Here is a 20,377-nt window from a genome sequence, read left to right on the forward strand (position 1 = left end):
AATAGTTTTGTTTAAGATGAAAAATTTCCATTTCATAAGAAAATAAATTGAATTTTAAATTTAGAACCTTATATTAATATTTATATATTAGTATGAAAGAGAGGTACATATGAAGGATTATGTTGGGATAATAGTAAATAATGAAGCGGTAAAGTTGGATAAAATATTTACTTATAAAGTCCCAGACAACTTGAAGAATGACATGTTGATTGGTCATAGGGTTAAAGTTCCTTTTGGGTTTGGAAATAAATTCATAGATGGATTTGTTATAAGTTTTTATAAAGAAGATGATATAGATAAAAAAAATATAAAAAAAATTAAATGTGTAAAATCTATATGCGATGAGTTGCCATTATTAAAACATACTGATATAAAGCTTATAGAGATAATGAGAAGAAAATATTTATGTACTTATCTGGAAGCTATAAAAGTAATAATACCTACGTCTATCACAAAAGGGATAAAATTTAAAACTAAATTAGTAGTTATGGTGTCTAAACCATTGGAAAAAAAATATTTAAAAGAAAATTATATAAATATATATGAATTTATAAAGGTTAATAACGGAATTTATAGTAAGTCAGAATTGTCAAAAGAAAATGGTTTTTCCTTATCATCTATAAATACTTTAATAAAATATGATTTTTTAAAGTGTGAAGAAAGCATAGTAGATAGGTATAATGTAAAAGAATATAAGAAATATGAAAAAAAAGTATTGAACAAAGATCAAAAAAATGCAGTAGACAATATTTTGAATTCATCAAAAAAACAATTTTTAATACATGGGGTAACTGGTAGTGGAAAAACAGAAATATATATGAATCTAGTAGAAGGTATGATGAATAATGGAAAAGACTCTATAATATTAATACCAGAAATTTCTCTTACTCCACAGATGGTAGAAAGATTTAAAGGAAGATTTGGAAAAGATGTTGCAATTTTTCATAGTAAATTAAATGATGGAGAAAGATTTGATGAATGGATGCGAGTTAAAATGGGGAAAGTCAAACTTGCTATAGGTGCTAGGTCTGCATTGTTTCTACCTTTTGAAAATCTAGGGCTTATAGTTATAGATGAAGAGCATGAAGCTAGCTATAAATCAGAAAGTGATCCTAAGTATGTTTCAAGAGAAATTGGTGAAATCAAAACTCAACTTGAATATTGTAAATTAGTTTTAGGTTCAGCTACACCTTCTATAGAAACATACTATAAAGGTCTTATAGGGGAGTATGATATAATTACACTAAATAATAGAGCTGCAAATAACAAATTGCCAGAAATTTTTGTTTCAGATATGAGAGAAGAACTTGCAAATGGAAATAGAAGTATTTTTAGTAATGAGCTCTATAAAAGCATTGAAGAAGCTTTGAGTAAGGATGAACAGATAATATTATTTTTAAACAGAAGAGGATATTCAACATTTGTATCTTGTAGAAGTTGCGGATATGTTTTTAAGTGTGATAGATGTGATATATCATTAACGTATCACAATAATCAGTCATCTTTAAATTGTCATTATTGTGGAAATAAAGTTCAAAAACCTAAAATTTGTCCTAAATGTGGTAGTAAATATGTAAAGCATTTTGGAATAGGGACTGAGCAACTTGAAAATCAAGTAAACAAAATGTTTCCAAATGCCAAAGCTATAAGAATGGATTTTGATACAACAAGAGAAAAAAATTCATATGAAGTATTGTATAGTAAATTTAAAAATAAAGGTGCTAATGTACTTATAGGTACTCAAATGATAGCTAAAGGATTAGATTTCCCAGATGTTACGTTAGTAGGGGTAATTGCTGCGGACTTATCATTAAATATACCAGACTATAAATCAACAGAAAGAACTTTTCAATTAATAACTCAGGTAGCTGGTAGAGCTGGCAGGGATAAAAAAGATGGGAAAGTAGTTGTACAGACATACAATCCTGATAATTATAGTATAAATTATGCAGCAAACAATGATTATTTGAGTTTTTTGAAAGAAGAATTGCAACTTAGAAAATGTTTAAATTATCCACCTTTTTCCAAAGTGATGAGTATGAATTTCAGTAGTGAAAAAGAGAATTTTCTTATAGATAATGTTCAACAATTAGGTTATAAATTAAAAAATTTATTAGAAAAAAATCAAGAGGTATCTATATTAGGGCCGTGCCCTTGTGGCATATCTAAAATAAAAAATTATTATAGATGGCAAATAATTATTAAGGGAAAGATAACAGAAGATTTAGCAATGAATATAAAAAAATTTGTTTATGAAGAGTTAGAAAATGTTTATAATGATATAAGGACTAGCATAGATATAAATCCCAATAATATGTTATAGAATTTTATATGGATAAAATACAATTTTAATTTTTATAAAAATGATTAAAGTTAAAGAAAAGGAGAATTATTATGGCGTTAAGACAAATTAGAACACAAGAAGATGAAGTTTTAAGGAAAAAATGTAAAATAGTTAATGAAATAAATGATAGGTTGTTAACATTAATTAAAGATATGAAAGAGACTATGTATGAATCTAATGGTGTTGGACTTGCAGCTCCACAGGTAGGAATATTGAAAAGAGTTGTTGTAGTAGATATAGGAGAAGGTCCTATTGTATTAATAAATCCTGAAATACTTGAATCAAAAGGAGAAATAATTGATTTAGAAGGATGCTTAAGTGTTCCTAATGAGCATGGAAAAGTTAAAAGACCACAATATGTTAAGGTGAAAGCTATGAATGAAAATGGTGAATGGTTTACTGTGGAAGGGGAAGATTTTTTAGCAAGAGCATTTTGTCATGAAATAGATCATTTGGATGGAATCCTTTATATAGATAAAATAGAAATGTAGGTGATAATATGTCAAAGATGAAAATAGTATTTATGGGAACGCCAGATTTTGCAGTTCCTTCTTTAGAAGAATTAGTAAAAGAGTTTGATGTTAAAGCTGTAATCACTCAACCGGATAGACCAAAAGGAAGAGGAAAATCTTTAGCAATGTCTCCAGTTAAAGAGGTTGCTTTAAAACATAATATAGAAGTATATCAACCAGAAAAAATTAGAAAAGATCAAGAAACTATAGATAAAATAAAGGCTATAGAGCCAGATTTTATAGTAGTAGTAGCTTTTGGACAGATACTACCAAAAGAAGTATTAGATATTCCTAGATATGGTTGTATAAATTTACATGGATCATTGCTTCCGAGATTTAGAGGAGCAGCACCTATAAATTATTCTGTTATGGCAGGAGATAAGGTGTCAGGAAATACTACTATGCTAATGGATGTAGGTCTTGATACTGGAGATATGCTTTTGAAAAATACAGTTGAAATTACTGAAAACATGACAGCAGGAGAATTATATGAAATTTTAAAGGAAACAGGAGCACCGTTGCTTATAGAAACCTTAAAGAAATTAGCCAATAATGAATTGACACCAGAAAAGCAAGACGATGATCTAAGTTGTTATGCTCATATGTTAAATAGAGATATGGCTAATATTGATTGGAATAAAAGTGCTCAAGAAGTGCATAATTTTATAAGAGGATTAAATCCATTTCCTATTGCGTATAGTTATCATGAAGATAAGATGATGAAAATCTTAGAGTCAGAGGTTTTAAATGAAAAGTCTACAAAAACTCCTGGAACTATACTAAAAGTTGATAAGGAGGGAATGAGAATATCAACAAAAAATGGTATTCTGTTAGCAAAAAAAATTCAATTCCCTAATAAAAAAGCTATGAAAGTGTCAGAATATATAAAAGGAAATTCAATAGAAGAAAATATAGTTTTACATAAATAAATTATGAAAATCTATAAAATAAAAGATGTAGGAGGTTGCTGATTATGTATCCATTCTATTTTGATTCTACAATGTTAATACTTATACCAGCTCTTTTGATTTCTATGTGGGCACAGATGAATATTTCATCTACATTTGCTAGGTATTCCAAGGTTTATAGTAAAATGGGGTATACAGGTAAGGATGTAGCTAGGATGATATTAGATGCACATGGATTATTTGATGTTCCTATAGAGATGATAGGAGGAAATTTAACAGACCATTATGATCCACAAAGAAGAGTTGTTAGACTCTCAAGAGATGTTTATAGTGGTACATCAATAGCGTCAATAGGTGTAGCGGCACATGAGATAGGTCATGTAATTCAACATAAAGAAGGTTATGGACCTATAAAAGTTAGAAGTGCATTAGTACCTATTGCTAATATAGGATCAAATGCATCTTGGTTTTTATTTTTCTTAGGTATAATTTTTAGTATAAACCCATTAATAAATATAGGTATTATATTATTTTCAGCTACAGTATTATTTCAACTTGTAACATTGCCAGTTGAATTCAATGCATCCAATAGAGCTATAGAAATAATCAGGTCTAAAGGAATACTAGTAGGAGATGAAGTAAATGGTGCTAAGAAAGTATTAAATGCAGCAGCTCTTACTTATGTTGCAGCAGTTATAACTGCAGTATCACAATTGATAAGACTTTTAGCAATTAGAGACAGAAATGAATAAATTTTAATGAGGTAAAAAAATGAATAATGCTAGACAAATAGCAGTAGATGTTATAACACAAGTTTTTAATAATAAGGCTTATTCTAATATTGTATTAGGTAAAGAACTTAATAAAAGTGATTTAAGTGATGTTGATAAAGGCTTGGTAACTGAAATTGTTTATGGAACGATAAAATATAAATATACGATAGATAAGATAATACAAAGTTTTACTGGAAAGAACTTTAAAAAACTAGAGGATTTTGTACTAAATATTTTAAGAATATCTATATATCAAATAAAGTATTTAGATAAAATACCTCCATTTGCTGCAGTAAATGAAGCTGTAAATTTAACAAAGAAAAATTCATCTTTAGGTGCATCAAAATTAGTGAATGGAGTATTAAGAAATTATTTAAGGAATTTAGAAAAAAGTTATTGTGGAGAGGATCCTATTGAAAAATTATGTTTTGAATATTCTTTTCCAAGATGGTTAGTAGAACATTTTATAAAACAATACGGTAAAAAAACAACTGAAAAAATATTAATAGGATTAAATGAAAGGCCTGCACTAACTGTAAGGGTCAATGAAATAAAAGGCGAATATGAAGAAATTTATAATAACATGGAAAATGAAGGATATCAAGTGTCTGAAGGATATGTTGCTCCAGAAGCCATTAGAATTGTAAATGGAAGAAATATTGAAGATAATCTTTTATTCAAAGAAGGCTATGTAACTGTTCAAGATGAAAGTGCTATGTTAGTAGCTCCATCAATGGAACTTGATAATGATTTGAAAGTATTAGATTTATGTAGTGCACCAGGAGGAAAAACAACACATATTTCTGAGATTATGAACAATACAGGAGAAGTTTTAGCTTTTGATATACATGAAAATAAATTATCCCTTATAAAAGATAATGCAAAGAGACTTTATATAGATAATATTAAATGTGAAACTTTAGATGCTACTGTATATAAAAAAGAATTTAACAAATATGCAGACAGAGTATTGATAGATGTTCCTTGTTCTGGGCTAGGAATTATAAGAAAAAAACCAGAAATTAAATATACTAAAAATCAAAAAGAATTAAAATCAATAGTTGAAATTCAAAGAAATATAATGAATAACGCAGCAAAATATGTAAAAAAAGATGGAGTTATTTTATATTCCACTTGTACTTTGAATAAAGAAGAGAATGAAAAAAATATTCAGTGGTTCTTAAAAAATCATCCTAATTTTAGATTAGAACCTTTATTTTATGGTAATGTTGATAATATAATTTATGGTGATAGTGGAGAGGTAACTATATTACCTAATAAATTTATGGATGGTTTCTTTATTGTTAAAATACGTAGGATTGGGTAGGTGCAATTGTGAGAAATATATTGGACTTAAACGTTAAAGAATTAAAGCTTTGGATGAAGGAAAATGGGGAAAGTGAGTTTAGAGCAAAACAAGTTTTTTCTTGGATTTATAAATATGTATATAATTTTGATGATATGAAAAACCTATCAAAATCTACTAAGGAAAAATTAAAAAATAATTTTTATATTGGAGTTCCTAAAGTATTAGAAAAATACAATTCTGTTGATGGGAATACAAGAAAATATTTATATAAAATGCAGGATAATAATTTAATAGAATCTGTAGTTATGCAATATAAACATGGAAATTCTATATGTGTATCCACTCAAGTAGGTTGTAGAATGGGATGTAAGTTTTGCGCGTCTACAATAGATGGTGTTGTTCGTAATCTAACTAGCGGAGAGATTTTAGGACAAATAATAAAAGCACAAGAAGAATTAGGTGAGAGAATATCAAATGTTGTTCTTATGGGAAGTGGAGAACCACTTGATAACTTTGACAATGTCATTAAATTTTTAGAACTTGTAAATGCAGATTATGGATTAAATATTGGGCAAAGGCATATAACATTATCTACTTGTGGTATAGTTCCTAAAATAAAGGAATTAGCAGATAAAGATATGCAGATAACCCTTGCTATTTCGCTTCATGCTCCTAACAATGAAATGAGAAAACAAACTATGCCTATAGCTAAAGCTTTTAATATAGATGAATTATTAGAAGCTTGCAATTATTACATAGATAAAACTAATAGAAGAATAACTTTTGAATATGCATTGGTAAAAGGATTTAATGATAGAGAAGATGATGCATTAGAATTGTCTAAAATTTTAAAAGGTATGCTTTGCCATGTGAATTTAATACCGATAAATGAAATAAAGGAAAGTGAACTAAAAAGAGCTAATATAGACGATATAAATAAATTTAAGGATATTTTAATAAAAAATGGCATAGAGACAACTGTTAGAAAAGAGATGGGCTTAGATATAAATGCAGCTTGTGGACAACTTAGAAGAAGTTATTTAGAAAAAAAGGAGTTGTAACAATGGGGAGATTAATAGGAATAAAATCTGATGTGGGAAATAAAAGAGTTTTGAATGAGGATTTTGTTAAATATTTTGAATATGAAGATATTGCTATATTTGCCATAGCAGACGGTATGGGCGGGCATAATGCAGGTGAAGTAGCAAGTAAGATGGCCTTAGAAACAGTTATAGATTATTTAAAGAAGAACAAAGATGAAGAAGGTAGAATAGCATTAACTAAAGCAGTAAATTTGGCAAATCATCATATATATAAGGCTGCCTTATTAAAGGATGAATATAGTGGAATGGGAACTACAATTACAATTTGTTATATAAAAGATGAAAAATGCTTAGTTGCAAATGTTGGAGATAGTAGATGCTATGTTATCTGTAAAGACAAATTAGTAAAAGTTACAAAGGATCATTCTTTAGTTCAAGAACTTTTGGATAATGGCACTATTAGTGAAGAAGAAGCTCAAAATCATCCTAATAAAAATGTAATTACAAGAGCTATTGGAACTAAACCAATTGTAGATGTTGATATTTATGAGCTAAATTTAAATGAATTTGATAAAGGACTTTTATGTACTGATGGACTAACAAATGAATTAAGTGAACAGGAAATTTGTAATATTATTATTACAGATAAAGAAGATGTTTGTGATGAGCTTATAAAAGCTAGTAAAGATAGAGGCGGAAGAGATAACATCTCAGTTATCATATTTAAAGGAGCGTGTGGAGATGATTGGAACCATATTGGGGAGTAGATATGAGCTGATTGAAAAAATCGGTGAAGGTGGCATGGCTATAGTTTATAAGGCTAAATGTCGACTTTTAAATAGGTATGTTGCAGTGAAAATACTAAAAGAGCAATATACTTCTAATATTGAATTTATGGATAAGTTTAGAAAAGAGGCTGCGGCTACAGCAAGTTTTTCACATAATAATATAGTTAACATATTTGATGTTGGAGTAGAGGGAAAATACAATTATATTGTTATGGAGTTAGTAGAGGGGAAAACATTAAAGCAAGTAATTTGTGAAAATGGTAGCTTACCATGTGATCAAGTAGTGGAATTTGGAATACAAATAGCACAAGCATTAGAGTGTGCGCATAGAAATGGTGTTATTCATAGAGATATAAAGCCACATAATATTTTAGTTAAAGAAGATGGGGTAGTTAAAGTTACGGATTTTGGTATAGCTAAAGCTTCTAATAGCGACACTATAACCCATACAACAAAAGTTATAGGTTCAGCTCATTATTTTTCCCCAGAGCAGGCGAAAGGGAAAGTTGTAGACTTTAGAACCGATATATATTCTTTAGGTATTGTACTTTATGAAATGGCTACTGGTAAATTGCCTTTTGATGGGGATAGTCCTGTATCTATAGCTTTAAAACATATACAGGAGCCAGTAATACCTCCAACTGCTATAAAATACGATATACCATTAAATATTAGCAACTTAATATTAAAGGCTATAGAGAAAGAGCCTATTAAAAGATATCAAAGTGCTACAGAGATATTACATGATTTAAGACAAATAAGAAGTAATATTAGTTATAATATACCTCAAAATAATGGTGATACTGAAGAATTTACAAGAATAATGAGTCCTATAAATATTGATGAAGATAAATCATCAAAAACATCATATGAAGATAGCAATAATTATAATTTGTATGGAAAAAATGATGATGAAGAAGATTATGATGATGAAGATTACGATGATGAAGAATATGATGACGATGAAGAAGATGAAGTTAAGCCAAGGAAAAAAAGATCCAAAAATAAGAAAATGAAATTGATATTAGTATCTATAGGAATATTCATAGTTCTAATTGGAGCTTTTGCAATAACGTTATCAATGAAGCCGTCTACAGATGCTGGTTCTAGTAAAAAAGAGGTTAAAATACCACAAATTGTAGGAAAAAGCGAAGAAAATGCTAAAACTATCATTGAAGAACTAGGACTTGTATTTAAAGTTGATGGTGAAGAAAAAAGTGATAAACCTAAAGGGGAAGTATTAAAATGTATTCCTAATGAAGGAACTACAGTGAAAAAGAAATCCGAAGTAAAAGTTATTGTAAGTTCAGGACCTGAAGAAGTAACTGTACCTGATTTAGGAAATTTAACTTTACAAGAAGCACAAAATCAAATTGCAAATATGGGGTTTAAAGTTGGAAAAGTTATAGAGGAAAATAATGAAACTTATAGTGAAGGAACTGTAATTAGACAAGACCCACAGCCAGGGACTGCAGCTAAAAAAGGAGACACTATAGATGTAGTTGTAAGTAAAGGATCAGCTGTTAAATATTCTCAGACTCCAGATTTAATTAACATGACTGTAGATGAAGCATCTAATGTTCTAAGCGCAGCTAATTTAAAATTAGGAGCAACTACGGAAGTTTCAACTACTGATAAGAGCCGTGATGGAAAAATATTTTATCAAAGTGTATCATCTGGATCAAAAGTTAATGAACAAACGGCAGTAGATGTTAAGTATTATAAATATAAAGAACCTGAACCAGAAAAAGTTTCTGTGCCTTATTTTGTAGGTATGACATTAGGTGATGCTAAAAATTTAGCTAATAGCCTAGGATTGAATGTAAGTGGTTCAGGAGAAGATAGTGATATAATTGAAAGTCAAAGCATACAAGCAGAAACTAAAGTTAATAAAGGTGAAAATATAAGTGTCACTGTTAAAAAACAGGAACCTGAAAAACCTGAAAAACCTGAAAAACCTGATGAAGGAGAAAATCAACAATAGATTTGGAGGATATATGCAAGGAATAATAGTTAAAGGTATTGGTGGTCTTTATTATGTAAAGAGTGAAGGAAACACATATACATGCAAAGCTAGAGGAAAGTTTAGATATAGTAATTTATCACCTATGATAGGTGATAATGTAGAAATTAAGATAGAAGGTAATTCTGTTACAATAGAAAAAATATATGAAAGAACAACTGAACTTATAAGACCAGTTGTTGCCAATGTAACTCAAGCTTTTGTTATATTTGCATTTAGACATCCTGATTTAAACAGGGATTTGCTTAGCAAATTCCTGTTACTATGTGAATATAATAATTTGAATGCCATTGTTTGTTTTAATAAAATGGATCTTGAAAATGAAAATATTGATAAAGTAAAAGAAGAACTTGAATCAGCAGGTTATGAGGTTCTATACTTAGAAGCTAAAAATAATTTAGGACTTGAAAAACTAAAAGAAAAAATTAAAGATAATATAAGCGTATTTTGTGGTCCATCAGGAGTAGGAAAATCTACTATACTTAATAAATTTATTGGAAGAGAAATGATGGAAACTGGAGAAATAAGTGATAAATTGAAAAGAGGAAAACATACTACAAGGCATAGTGAATTAATTGAATTTGAAGATGGATATTTAGTTGATACACCAGGTTTTTCATCTTTAGAGTTAGATTTCATACCTAAAGATGAATTGCAATACTGCTTTAAAGAGTTTGAACCATATAGGGATAAATGTAAATTCAATAATTGTATTCATCATAAAGAACCTAGTTGTGCAGTTAAAGAGGCTGTAAATGAAGGAAAAATTCATAAGGCAAGATATGATTTTTATATAAAAACTTTAGAAGATATAACGAATAATAGGGGGAATAAAAGATGATGAAATTATCACCGTCAATATTATCTGCTGATTTTTCCAATTTAGGAAAAGCGGTTGAGGAATTAGAAAGATATGGAGCAGACATGGTTCATGTAGATGTTATGGATGGAGCCTTTGTTCCAAACATATCATTTGGTATACCTGTAATAAAATCTATTAGAAAATGTACTAAACTTACATTTGATGTTCACTTAATGATTGAAGACCCAGCAAGATATGTAGAAGATTTTGCTTTAGCTGGTGCGGATATAATAACTATACATGCAGAAGCAGATAAACATTTAGATAGAACTGTGAACTATATAAAAGGTTTAGGTGTTAAAGCAGGAATAGCTATAAATCCAGCTACACCAGTGGAAAGTATAAAACATTTAATCCCAATAGTAGATATGGTTCTTGTGATGTCTGTTAATCCTGGTTTCGGAGGTCAAAAGTACATACAATACTGTAATGAGAAAATAAAAGAAGTAAAAAAAATAAGTGATGTCTATAATAAAAGCTTAATGATTCAAGTTGATGGTGGAGTAGATAAAAATAACATAAAAGAAATAGTGAATTGCGGAGCAAATGTTATAGTAGCAGGCTCTGCAGTATTTAAAAATAATGAAATTGAAAAAAATATAAGAGGACTAAAAGAAGGTTTTTAATATGAAATGGTTAATTATATCTGGTGGTACACCACCAAAAAAAGAAACCATACTTAAATATACAAATGATGGATTTTGTATTATAGCAGCTGATAGTGGGGCTAATTCTCTTTATAAATATAATATAATACCGAAAATATTGCTTGGGGATTTTGATTCAATAGATAAAAAGGTATTAGAATATTTTAAAGATAAATGTGAAATTACTAAATATCCTAAAGAGAAGGATTATACAGATACGGAAATTGCACTAGAAAAAGCTATTGAACTAAGTGCTGAAAAAATAGTATTTCTAGGCTGTACAGGAACTAGAATAGACCATTTAATAGGTAACTTATGTATACTTAATAAAGCTATAAATAGAGGTGTAGAAGCTTATATAGTTGATGAAAATAATAAAATAACTATGACAAGTGAATCTAAAACTATTTATGGAAAAAGAGGAGAGTTTTTTTCTGTTTTTGCATTTAATAAAAAAGTTGAAAAATTGTCTGTAAAAAATGCAAAATATGAATTAAAGGATTATGATTTAGAAGTAGAAGACAGTCTTACTGTATCAAATGAATTTGCTGAAAATGAAGTTCACTTAGAGTTTTTATCAGGGACATTGATGATTATAAGATCTGTAGACTAGCAAAAAACTAGCGTTTAATTAAACGCTAGTTTTTTTATATAAAAAATTATATAAATTAGTTCAAAAAACTGATTTTTAGTTTAATCTGTTAATTTTAACTCTAATATTTAACTAACCGTAGTTGTATTTGTTTTTTAAAAGCTGATAAAAAAGATTTGATAGATAACTTTAAATTCTAAGGTGCATATCTATATAGAGTTAAAAACAGTGTCAAAAGATAATTTAATACATAATATGGTAACAAGAAGTGTAATTGATAGAAAGTATATTAATATAAAATTATAAGCAGGGTGAGATAATGGCTAAAAAAAATAAAAAAAGTAAAAAGAAAAAAGAAACAACAGATATGAAGGTTGTAGGGTCTATAGCTTTTGGTGTGATTTTAGGGATTGTAATACCATTTTGGGGTTGGATTATTGCAATAGGATTAGGAATTATTAGTGCAGGATGGAAAGTGATGGAGAAGTAATTCAAAGGAGGTGAGTAAATGAAAATAGTAGCTATAAAACTTCCAAAATTTTTATCTAAAATAATTAAGCTTTTCGTAAGAAAAGAATAAAAAATAAAAATCAAGCTTAAAATATAAAATACATAATTAGCTTGATATATGATTATAGGGTTCCAAGTTGACTTTTAAAATTATCCATTCCAAAACTTGGATACCTAAAATAGTGAGACATGCTCAGAATCACTTAGAATTTAACACTGCATCTTGTATGAAAATTGAATAAATTTAAGTTGAAGCTTGTTTCCCTACAATTTTACAAAGTTAATTTTAAATTAAAAGGTAAATTTAAAATTAGAAAATGAATAATAAAATTTATATAATAATTAATATTTATAAAATAAAAATGCAACTTTAAGTTAAAAGTTGCATTTTTAAGAAAATCTTAAGATTTTCATCAGTATATCATTGAATTGAAATATCTTGTTTATATGTAAAGTATCTAAAAAATATTAGGTACTATTTAAAAAGAGTGCTTTGGCACTCTTTTATAGCTATATAACAAGCTAAAGATTAAGCACGCTCAACCTTACCTGAACGTAAGCATCTTGTACATACATGTATAGTCTTAGGAGAACCTTTAACTATAGCTTTAACTCTTTTTAAGTTAGGAGCCCATGTTCTTTTTGATTGACGGTGTGAGTGGCTGTATTGAGTACCTGATACAACACCTTTATTACAAATTTCGCATCTTCTTGACAATTCAAACACCTCCTTATAATCACAATGATTTAATGTTTAAATCAAACATAAGCTATTTTACCATAATAATTATATTTTATGCAAGTAAAAACTAAAAATAATACATAAATTATATTATAAAATTATACAGTTTAGGGAAAAATCAATAGATGATATATTAATTTCTTGAATTAATCTATTTTATAATATAAAATAAACTATATGGTGTTATTAAGGAGGAGTTATAGTATGAAAGCTAGTATAACTAATCAGGTAGGTAATATTTTTTATTCAGAAGAAGTTTTAGCGAATATAGCAGGTGTATCAACAATGGAATGTTATGGTGTTGTTGGAATGGCTTCTAAAAACGCTAAGGATGGTCTATGGGAGCTTTTAAAAGCTGAGAACCTTAGTAAAGGTGTTAAGGTAAACATGAAAAATGAATCTTTAAGTGTAGAATTATATATAATAGTAGAATATGGAACTAAAATTTCAGTCATAGCTAATAATATAATTCAAAAAGTAAAATATAATGTGGAGAACTTTACAGGACTTAAGGTTTCACAAGTTATAGTGAATGTTCAAGGTGTCAGAGTCTAGGAGGTATTAAAGTTGGAAAACTTAAAAATAAATGGGCAAGATTTTTGCAACATGCTAAAAAATGCATCAAATAAATTAGAAGAAGAAAAAGATTATGTTAACTCGTTAAATGTTTTTCCTGTTCCAGACGGAGACACAGGCACAAATATGTCAATGACATTCAAGGCTGCTGTTAGTGAAGTAGATGGATTAGATAATGAAGACATAGGAGAAATAGGAAAAAAGTTAGCTAAAGGTGCTCTTATGGGAGCAAGAGGAAACTCTGGTGTTATACTTTCTCAAATATTTAGAGGAATAGCTAAAGGTTTAGAAGGAAAAAAAGAGGCCACAGTTACTGATATAAAGGAAAGTATAGTTCAAGGTTCAATTTTTGCGTATAAAGCAGTTATGAGACCTACAGAAGGTACAATACTTACAATAATTAGAGCGGCGGCAGAAGGTGTTAAAACAAGTACAGCACAAAATGTAACTACTTTATTTGAAGAGATATGCAATAATTGTGAAGCAATGCTACAAAAGACACCGGAAATGTTGCCACAGTTAAAGCAAGCTAAAGTTGTAGATGCAGGTGGAATGGGATTATTAATTCTATTCAAAGGAATGTATCAAGCTTTAAAAGAAGAAATGAAAGTTGAATTAAATACAGAAGTTTTACAAAATAAAACTTATGAAATGCCTAGTTCACAAACAGAAATAAACACTGAGGACATTAAGTTTGGATATTGTACAGAGTTTATGATTTTATCATGCAAAGTTGACACAGAGGCTTTTAAAAATTATTTGGAGCAAAGAGGGGATTCTATAGTTGTAGTTGGTCTTGATGATATGGTCAAGGTTCATGTGCACACAAATGATCCAGGAGAAATAATTTCTAAAGCATTAACATTTGGTGAACTTTCAAAATTAAAAATTGAAAATATGAGAGAACAACATAGAAGTTTGCTTGGTATAGATGAAGAAAAGGCTATTGAAAAAATAGAGACAGTTAATAAAGAACCTATAAAGAAATATGGATTTGTTACAGTAGGAAGAGGCGAAGGAATAAAAGCAATATTTGAGGATTTAGGCGTAGACGTAGTTATTGAAGGTGGTCAGACGATGAATCCAAGTACACAAGATATAGTAAATAGCATAAATAAAATAAATGCAGAAACTGTATTTATTCTTCCAAATAATAAAAACATAATTATGGCAGCAAATCAAGCTGTGGAATTAGTTGAAGACAAGAGAGTAGTAGTCATTCCTACAAAAACTATACCACAAGGGGTAACAGCTATAACGATGTTTAACAGTGAAGATGATGCAAATCAAAATTTTGACATTATGTCTGAAGCAATAGGCAATGTTATATCTGGTTCAGTAACATATGCTGTAAAAGACACAGAACAAGATGGCAAAATCATTAGTGAAGGAGACATACTAGGAATACTTGAGAAAGATATAAAACAAGTAGGAAAAGATGTTTACGCTGTTTGTGAAGAGTTAATAAAGGATATGATAAACGAAGATAGTGAAATAATAACTCTTTTCTATGGTGAAGATTGTGATAAAAACAAGGTTGATGAGTTAGTAGAAAAACTGGAAGAAAAATATCCAGATATGGATATCCAATGCTTTGATGGAAAACAACCATTATATTATTTTATTACAGCAGTAGAATAAAAGCCTTAGGGCTTTTTTCTATTATATAGATACTTATTTGTATATTTTAAAAGTTTTGTATATGATTTCAGTTTAATTTAATTTATATTATATAATTAAAAATGGTTTATGGAGTGATAATGTGAATATATATGACGACATAACATTTGTTAAGGGTGTAGGTCCTAAGATGGGGGAGAAACTTAATAAGTGTGGTATATATAATGTGTTAGACTTATTATTATATTTTCCTAGAGATTATGATATGGTTAAAATAGGAAGTTCAATAGAGCAATTTGAAGATAAAGAAAAAGTTATATTAGAATGTACTGTGAAAAGTATATTAAGGGATATTCGAACTAAAAATAACAAGATTTTATCTACAGTTATATTTAACTGTGGCAATAACAATTTTAAAGGTCAATGGTTTAATCAACCTTATGCTAAAAATAGTTTTAGGGTTAATTCTACATATGTTATAACTGGAAAAGTTGAAAAGTTTAATGGTGAATACAGAATGAGTAATCCTAAAATATTAAAAAACACTAGTATAGATAAAAATAAAATACTAGCAAAGTATTCATTGAAGGACAATCTAAATAATAGTTTTTTAAACAAAATAATTAGTGATGTTTTATCACAGGTAAGGATAATAGAAAATTTACCAGCTAAAATAGTAGAAAAATATCAATTTATGCCTTTAGATGAATCTATAAGAAATATACATAGTCCAAAAGACAGATATAGCTTGGAAGAAGCTAGAAGAAGATTGAAATTTCAAGAACTATTTGCTTACTCTATGAAAATTTTTATGTTAAAAGAATTGAATAAAAGTAGTTTAGGAATAGGATTTAAAATGACACATGAACTTAGGAATTTAAAAGACAAATTGCCATTTCAATTAACTGAAGCTCAAAGTAGAGTTGTAAGAGAAATATTAATTGATGAAAAAAGAAATGTTCCTATGAATAGACTAGTCCAAGGTGATGTAGGTAGTGGAAAAACTATAGTTGCGTTAATAAGTTTATTTAATGTTATAAAAAATGGTTATCAAGCAGCTATGATGGCGCCTACAGAAATATTGGCAAAGCAACATTATTTTGAAGCAACAACTCTTTTCGAAGAGTTTGGAATAAATATACAGTTGCTTACAGGTAGCACTACTGCTAAAAATAAAGAAATTATAAAAAATGATTTAAAAGAAGGAAAAATTGATTTGTTAATAGGAACTCATGCCCTTATAGAAGAGGATGTTGTTTTTAAAAATTTAGGTATGATTGTAACAGATGAGCAACATAGATTCGGTGTTAATCAACGAAATAAACTAAGTGCTAAATCTGAGAATGCTGATGTTTTAGTTATGAGTGCTACACCTATACCAAGAACATTAACGTTATGTCTTTATGGAGATTTAGATGTATCTGTTATAGATAAATTGCCACCAGGAAGAAAAAAGGTAGATACATATTATTTAGATAAGAAAGAAAAAAATAGAGCTTATGATTTTACTTTAAAAGAAATAAGTATGGGAAGACAAGTTTATATTGTTTGTCCATTGGTAGAAGAGAATGAAGACTTAAAATTAAGCTCGGTGGAAACTTTATATAATGAACTTAAAAATGGATATTTTAAAAATATTGAAGTTGCAATTCTTCATGGAAAAATGCCTAACAAAGAAAAAAATGCTATAATGGAAGAGTTTAAAAATGGGAATATAAAAGTATTAGTTTCTACTACTGTTATTGAAGTTGGAGTTAATGTACCAAATTCAACAGTTATGATAATTGAAAATGCTGAAAGGTTTGGACTTTCTCAGTTACACCAATTAAGGGGAAGAGTAGGAAGAGGTAGTCACAAATCTTATTGTATATTAATTGCTAATATAAAAAGTGATACAACTAAAAGACGTATGGAAACTATGAAAAATAGTAATGATGGATTTTATATAGCGGAGGAAGATTTACGTATAAGAGGTGGTGGAGAGTTATTTGGATTTAGGCAGTCTGGGGAAAATAATTTCCTTTTAGCTGATTTAGTTGAGGATTTTAGGATATTTAAAGCAGCTAATATGGAAGCAAAAGAAATTGTAAATAGTGAAAGCAGTGAAGATAAAAAAGTAAAGATTGAAATTAAAGATAAATTAGAAAGAAGTTCTAAATATATTTGCTTTAATTAGAGAATGTAATTTAAAATATTTATAAAAAATAAGAATATAAGATGAATTTTAATTTGTGAATGAAAAGGAGCAAAAACTATGAGAGTAATCGGCGGAATAGCAAAAGGAAGGAATTTACTTCCACCAGAAGGAATGGGAACAAGACCAACATTAGATAGAATTAAAGAATCTATTTTTAATATAATACAGCATAGAGTTAGGGGAGCTGTTACTGTAGATTTATTTTCAGGGACAGGAAGTTTAGGAATAGAAGCTGCTAGTAGGGGTGCAGAGAAAAGTTATTTAATAGAAATGGGAGATAGTAGTTATAGTCTTCTTAAAAAGAATGTTGAAAATCTAAAATTTCAGGATTTATGCGTAACTTTAAATGGAGATTGTTATAAATTTCTTGAACAGTTCTATAAAGAAGATAAAAAGTTTGATATTATATTTATAGATCCTCCTTATGCTAAGGAAATGATACCTCCAGCAGTAGAGTTAATTTCAAAATATAAGTTATTACAAAAGGATGGATTAATAGTTACAAAAATAGATACAAGTGAAGTTATTTATGAAGGTAATGATGAAATAGCTTTATTTGATAAAAGAAAGTATGGAAACACTACAGTTTGTTTCTATGATTACAAGGAGAAGTAAAATGAGAAAAGCAGTGTATCCTGGAAGTTTTGATCCTATTACAAAAGGGCATTTAGATATAATAAAAAGAGCTTCATATATTTTTGATGAAGTTGTTGTAGCTGTTTTGATAAATCCAGATAAAAAAGGTTGGTTTACTATAGAAGAGAGAGTTGAACAAATAAAAAAAGTAACAGCTAATATGCCTAATATTAAAGTTGAAAGTTTTAGTGGACTTTTAGTTGACTTTATGAATGATAAAGAAATAGATGTAATAGTAAAAGGGTTAAGATCTATGTCAGATTTTGATTATGAATTTCAAATGGCTTTAATGAATAAAAAGTTAGACAAAACTAAAGAGACTTTGTTTATGATGACAAACTCTAAATATTCCTATTTAAGTTCATCGTCAACAAAGCAAGTAGCATTATTTGGAGGGTGTTTAGAAGATTTAGTTCCAGAGGTTACACAAGAAGAAGTGAAGGCTAGGGCTAAAGTAAAAAGGGGGGAATAGGTTTTGGATAAAAGTATTAGCAACGTTTTAGAACTTGTAGATTATCTTGAAAAAACTGCTAAGACATCTAGTAATTTATTGGGGAAAGTTAGTATAAATAAAGGAGAATTATTAGGTCTTATAAATGAATTAAAAGAAAATTTACCACAGGAATTTAATGATGCAAAGACTATTGTAGATAAAAGAGAAGAAATTTTTTTAGCAGCACGTAGAGAGGCTGAGGAAATGAAGCAAGAAGCGTCTATAATAATTCAAAAACAATTTGAAAATGCAGAGGTTTTAAAAAAAGCGGAAGTAAAAGCTGCACAAATGTTAGATGAAGCTAATATGGAGGCGAGAAAAATAAAGGCTGATGCTAATAAGTTTTCAAAGGAATTAAGGCTAGGGACAGTTAATTATGTTGATGAGGTATTAACAAAATTACAAAGAGAGATAGATACTAAAAGTGAAGAGATGGTTTTAAGGGTAAATAAAGAAGTGGATATTATGCTTAGAGGTATATATGAAGATTTTCAAAGCACTACATCCACTATTGTTGAAAATATAAAAGAACTAAATGCGTTTAAATAAGTTTTTTATATTAAAAGCTAAAAATGGGATAAGTATAAACATAGATATTAAGATATAAAGTTGAGAATTTATATTATTAAAATATGGATTAGTGTTAAAAGTCTCTAACACAGGTGATAATAGTGGTATTTTGCAAATGGAAGCTGTGAAAAAGGCACTTATAACACCTTGAATTAATTTTAAAAATAAGTATTTTTTTATACTTACATTGAATTTAGAAATTATAGAATAAACCTGTGATGTTATAGATATACCACTAAATCCTATTAAAAAGCTTATTAAAATTAATTTATTATTTAAAGAAAGAGTTCCGTTAGCAATTATATTGCAGCCATTAGTTAACTCTAAAATACCTAGAGATATTCCTTTTAAAACATCCAAAGGAATATTTGATATATTTGATAGTTTGTTTACGACAGTGTTGAATAATACACTGTCGTTTATTATGCCTATTAATACAGAAAAAATCACTATAAATCCACCTATGGACAAGGATGTCTTAATCGCATCTTCTACAGCAGCCATAAAGGATTGTCCAAGATTTACAGAATGGTTACTTGCTACATTTGTAAATGTTTTATTAGTATACAAATTTTTGTTGGATTTAATTTTATTAGGTAATACAAAGGCCATAGCTATACAAGAGAGCATATTAGATAGTAGTAATAAATAGCCTATTTTAGGATTTAAAAGCATAGAAGTACCTACAGCACCAACAATAAAAAGAGGACTTCCATTTGAAGCAATATTTAAAAGTCTTTCGTAGGTTTTAAAATCTATAAATTTTTCACTATATAATATAGTTGCATATCTAGCACCTAAAGGGTATCCACAAAATACACTTACTAATAGAGCTAAACTACAATTTTTAGGTAAGTGTAAGGGAGTACATATAAAATTACCTAATATTTTGGAATATATATTTATTCCGCCACAGGAAATAATCATATTTACAAGTATTAGAAAGGGAAAAAGAGATGGAAACACTGAATAAAAAAATAATTTACAACCTAAAATTGTAAGCTCTATACAATGTTTCGGATCTGAAATTATGTATAGTATTGTTAAAGTACATAATAAAGTAAAAAAACCATTAAATTTATATTTTTTAATAAAAATAAAACTTAGTAAAATTATAATAATAAAAATAAAATAGTAAACCATCAATATACCCTCCGAAAATTAATGTCTTAATTAATTTATATTTATAGGATAGATATATATGAGTAAATTTTTTATAATTATAATAAGAA

The 20,377-nt window shown here is 28.3% G+C and carries 21 protein-coding genes; 19 read left to right on the top strand and 2 right to left on the bottom strand.

Translation table 11 applies throughout. The annotated features are described in order from the left end of the window. The first annotated feature begins 109 nt into the window (after positions 1-109). The 13 genes from priA to spoVM all read left to right on the top strand — a co-directional run bounded on the left by priA (position 110) and on the right by spoVM (position 12,381). Entirely contained in the window at positions 110-2,323 is a 2,214-nt protein-coding gene (gene priA, locus ACYUE0_RS00640; RefSeq protein ID WP_460269145.1) for a primosomal protein N', read from the top strand. A gap of 71 nt (positions 2,324-2,394) precedes the next feature. Beyond that, positions 2,395-2,835 carry a peptide deformylase gene (gene def, locus ACYUE0_RS00645; protein WP_061995072.1) on the top strand — a complete coding sequence of 147 codons (441 nt, stop codon included), beginning with the start codon at positions 2,395-2,397 and terminating at the stop codon, positions 2,833-2,835. A gap of 17 nt (positions 2,836-2,852) precedes the next feature. Beyond that, complete coding sequence (gene fmt, locus ACYUE0_RS00650) at positions 2,853-3,785, top strand: methionyl-tRNA formyltransferase (RefSeq protein ID WP_199868929.1); 933 nt, start codon at positions 2,853-2,855, stop codon at positions 3,783-3,785. Positions 3,786-3,829: 44 nt separating this feature from the next. Then, on the top strand, positions 3,830-4,516 hold the full coding sequence (locus tag ACYUE0_RS00655; protein WP_199868699.1) for a zinc metallopeptidase: 687 nt from the start codon (positions 3,830-3,832) through the stop codon (positions 4,514-4,516). A 19-nt stretch (positions 4,517-4,535) separates the two neighbouring features. After that, positions 4,536-5,864, top strand: coding sequence for a 16S rRNA (cytosine(967)-C(5))-methyltransferase RsmB (rsmB, locus tag ACYUE0_RS00660; RefSeq protein WP_460269146.1), 1,329 nt, complete (start codon positions 4,536-4,538; stop codon positions 5,862-5,864). Positions 5,865-5,872: 8 nt separating this feature from the next. Then, positions 5,873-6,907 (top strand): dual-specificity RNA methyltransferase RlmN, encoded by a 1,035-nt coding sequence (gene rlmN, locus ACYUE0_RS00665; RefSeq protein WP_061995069.1) that lies wholly within the window; start codon positions 5,873-5,875, stop codon positions 6,905-6,907. Between the two features lie 2 nt (positions 6,908-6,909). Then, complete coding sequence (locus tag ACYUE0_RS00670; RefSeq protein WP_061995068.1) at positions 6,910-7,656, top strand: Stp1/IreP family PP2C-type Ser/Thr phosphatase; 747 nt, start codon at positions 6,910-6,912, stop codon at positions 7,654-7,656. Beyond that, positions 7,631-9,661 carry a Stk1 family PASTA domain-containing Ser/Thr kinase gene (gene pknB, locus ACYUE0_RS00675; protein ID WP_460269147.1) on the top strand — a complete coding sequence of 677 codons (2,031 nt, stop codon included), beginning with the start codon at positions 7,631-7,633 and terminating at the stop codon, positions 9,659-9,661. Before ACYUE0_RS00670 ends, pknB begins: the two co-directional genes overlap by 26 nt. Before the next feature lie 13 nt (positions 9,662-9,674). Next, on the top strand, positions 9,675-10,541 hold the full coding sequence (gene rsgA / locus ACYUE0_RS00680) for a ribosome small subunit-dependent GTPase A (protein WP_460269148.1): 867 nt from the start codon (positions 9,675-9,677) through the stop codon (positions 10,539-10,541). Beyond that, the gene (rpe, locus tag ACYUE0_RS00685; protein ID WP_460269149.1) at positions 10,538-11,188 is read left to right on the top strand and encodes a ribulose-phosphate 3-epimerase; all 651 of its coding nucleotides are present in this window, start codon (positions 10,538-10,540) and stop codon (positions 11,186-11,188) included. The genes rsgA and rpe overlap by 4 nt, the downstream gene beginning before the upstream one ends. A 1-nt stretch (position 11,189) precedes the next feature. Then, the gene (locus ACYUE0_RS00690) at positions 11,190-11,822 is read left to right on the top strand and encodes a thiamine diphosphokinase (RefSeq protein WP_460269150.1); all 633 of its coding nucleotides are present in this window, start codon (positions 11,190-11,192) and stop codon (positions 11,820-11,822) included. Between the two features lie 298 nt (positions 11,823-12,120). Then, positions 12,121-12,291, top strand: a complete 171-nt coding sequence (locus tag ACYUE0_RS00695; protein ID WP_199868706.1) for a hypothetical protein — start codon at positions 12,121-12,123, stop codon at positions 12,289-12,291. 18 nt (positions 12,292-12,309) lie between these two features. Beyond that, the gene (gene spoVM, locus ACYUE0_RS00700; RefSeq protein WP_157450855.1) at positions 12,310-12,381 is read left to right on the top strand and encodes a stage V sporulation protein SpoVM; all 72 of its coding nucleotides are present in this window, start codon (positions 12,310-12,312) and stop codon (positions 12,379-12,381) included. Between the two features lie 459 nt (positions 12,382-12,840). Here the strand turns inward: spoVM and rpmB are convergent, their stop codons facing one another. After that, positions 12,841-13,029, bottom strand: coding sequence for a 50S ribosomal protein L28 (gene rpmB, locus ACYUE0_RS00705; RefSeq protein ID WP_010292812.1), 189 nt, complete (start codon positions 13,027-13,029; stop codon positions 12,841-12,843). A gap of 228 nt (positions 13,030-13,257) precedes the next feature. Here rpmB and ACYUE0_RS00710 point away from each other — a divergent pair, with 228 nt between their 5' ends. The 6 genes from ACYUE0_RS00710 (at position 13,258) to ACYUE0_RS00735 (ending at position 19,124) form a co-directional block, all read left to right on the top strand. After that, on the top strand, positions 13,258-13,608 hold the full coding sequence (locus ACYUE0_RS00710) for an Asp23/Gls24 family envelope stress response protein (RefSeq protein ID WP_010292811.1): 351 nt from the start codon (positions 13,258-13,260) through the stop codon (positions 13,606-13,608). A 12-nt stretch (positions 13,609-13,620) separates the two neighbouring features. Beyond that, positions 13,621-15,270, top strand: coding sequence for a DAK2 domain-containing protein (locus ACYUE0_RS00715; RefSeq protein WP_061995063.1), 1,650 nt, complete (start codon positions 13,621-13,623; stop codon positions 15,268-15,270). A gap of 121 nt (positions 15,271-15,391) precedes the next feature. Then, positions 15,392-17,425, top strand: a complete 2,034-nt coding sequence (gene recG, locus ACYUE0_RS00720; protein ID WP_460269151.1) for an ATP-dependent DNA helicase RecG — start codon at positions 15,392-15,394, stop codon at positions 17,423-17,425. A gap of 78 nt (positions 17,426-17,503) precedes the next feature. Continuing rightward, a complete protein-coding gene (gene rsmD, locus ACYUE0_RS00725; RefSeq protein WP_460269152.1) occupies positions 17,504-18,061 on the top strand; it encodes a 16S rRNA (guanine(966)-N(2))-methyltransferase RsmD in 558 nt (185 codons plus the stop codon). 1 nt (position 18,062) lies between these two features. Continuing rightward, positions 18,063-18,554, top strand: coding sequence for a pantetheine-phosphate adenylyltransferase (gene coaD / locus ACYUE0_RS00730; protein WP_061995061.1), 492 nt, complete (start codon positions 18,063-18,065; stop codon positions 18,552-18,554). A 3-nt stretch (positions 18,555-18,557) separates the two neighbouring features. Then, positions 18,558-19,124 carry a hypothetical protein gene (locus tag ACYUE0_RS00735; RefSeq protein WP_061995060.1) on the top strand — a complete coding sequence of 189 codons (567 nt, stop codon included), beginning with the start codon at positions 18,558-18,560 and terminating at the stop codon, positions 19,122-19,124. On the opposite strand, the gene ylbJ is transcribed toward ACYUE0_RS00735, so the two are convergent. Then, a complete protein-coding gene (ylbJ, locus tag ACYUE0_RS00740) occupies positions 19,107-20,288 on the bottom strand; it encodes a sporulation integral membrane protein YlbJ (protein ID WP_460269154.1) in 1,182 nt (393 codons plus the stop codon). The genes ACYUE0_RS00735 and ylbJ overlap by 18 nt on opposite strands. Positions 20,289-20,377: the final 89 nt, after the last annotated feature.

This window comes from Clostridium sp. CTA-19, assembly GCF_054767855.1.

What these genes read in the sequence shown, in the direction of transcription:
- ACYUE0_RS00690 (WP_460269150.1), top strand. Translation starts at nt 11,190, where the DNA reads ATGAAATGGTTAATTATATCTGGTGGTACACCACCAAAAAAAGAAACC.
- ylbJ (WP_460269154.1), bottom strand. Translation starts at nt 20,288, where the DNA reads ATGGTTTACTATTTTATTTTTATTATTATAATTTTACTAAGTTTTATT.
- fmt (WP_199868929.1), top strand. Translation starts at nt 2,853, where the DNA reads ATGAAAATAGTATTTATGGGAACGCCAGATTTTGCAGTTCCTTCTTTA.
- coaD (WP_061995061.1), top strand. Translation starts at nt 18,063, where the DNA reads ATGAGAAAAGCAGTGTATCCTGGAAGTTTTGATCCTATTACAAAAGGG.
- ACYUE0_RS00670 (WP_061995068.1), top strand. Translation starts at nt 6,910, where the DNA reads ATGGGGAGATTAATAGGAATAAAATCTGATGTGGGAAATAAAAGAGTT.
- ACYUE0_RS00710 (WP_010292811.1), top strand. Translation starts at nt 13,258, where the DNA reads ATGAAAGCTAGTATAACTAATCAGGTAGGTAATATTTTTTATTCAGAA.
- rsgA (WP_460269148.1), top strand. Translation starts at nt 9,675, where the DNA reads ATGCAAGGAATAATAGTTAAAGGTATTGGTGGTCTTTATTATGTAAAG.
- def (WP_061995072.1), top strand. Translation starts at nt 2,395, where the DNA reads ATGGCGTTAAGACAAATTAGAACACAAGAAGATGAAGTTTTAAGGAAA.
- rsmB (WP_460269146.1), top strand. Translation starts at nt 4,536, where the DNA reads ATGAATAATGCTAGACAAATAGCAGTAGATGTTATAACACAAGTTTTT.
- rsmD (WP_460269152.1), top strand. Translation starts at nt 17,504, where the DNA reads ATGAGAGTAATCGGCGGAATAGCAAAAGGAAGGAATTTACTTCCACCA.
- pknB (WP_460269147.1), top strand. Translation starts at nt 7,631, where the DNA reads ATGATTGGAACCATATTGGGGAGTAGATATGAGCTGATTGAAAAAATC.
- ACYUE0_RS00695 (WP_199868706.1), top strand. Translation starts at nt 12,121, where the DNA reads ATGGCTAAAAAAAATAAAAAAAGTAAAAAGAAAAAAGAAACAACAGAT.
- priA (WP_460269145.1), top strand. Translation starts at nt 110, where the DNA reads ATGAAGGATTATGTTGGGATAATAGTAAATAATGAAGCGGTAAAGTTG.
- rpe (WP_460269149.1), top strand. Translation starts at nt 10,538, where the DNA reads ATGATGAAATTATCACCGTCAATATTATCTGCTGATTTTTCCAATTTA.
- ACYUE0_RS00655 (WP_199868699.1), top strand. Translation starts at nt 3,830, where the DNA reads ATGTATCCATTCTATTTTGATTCTACAATGTTAATACTTATACCAGCT.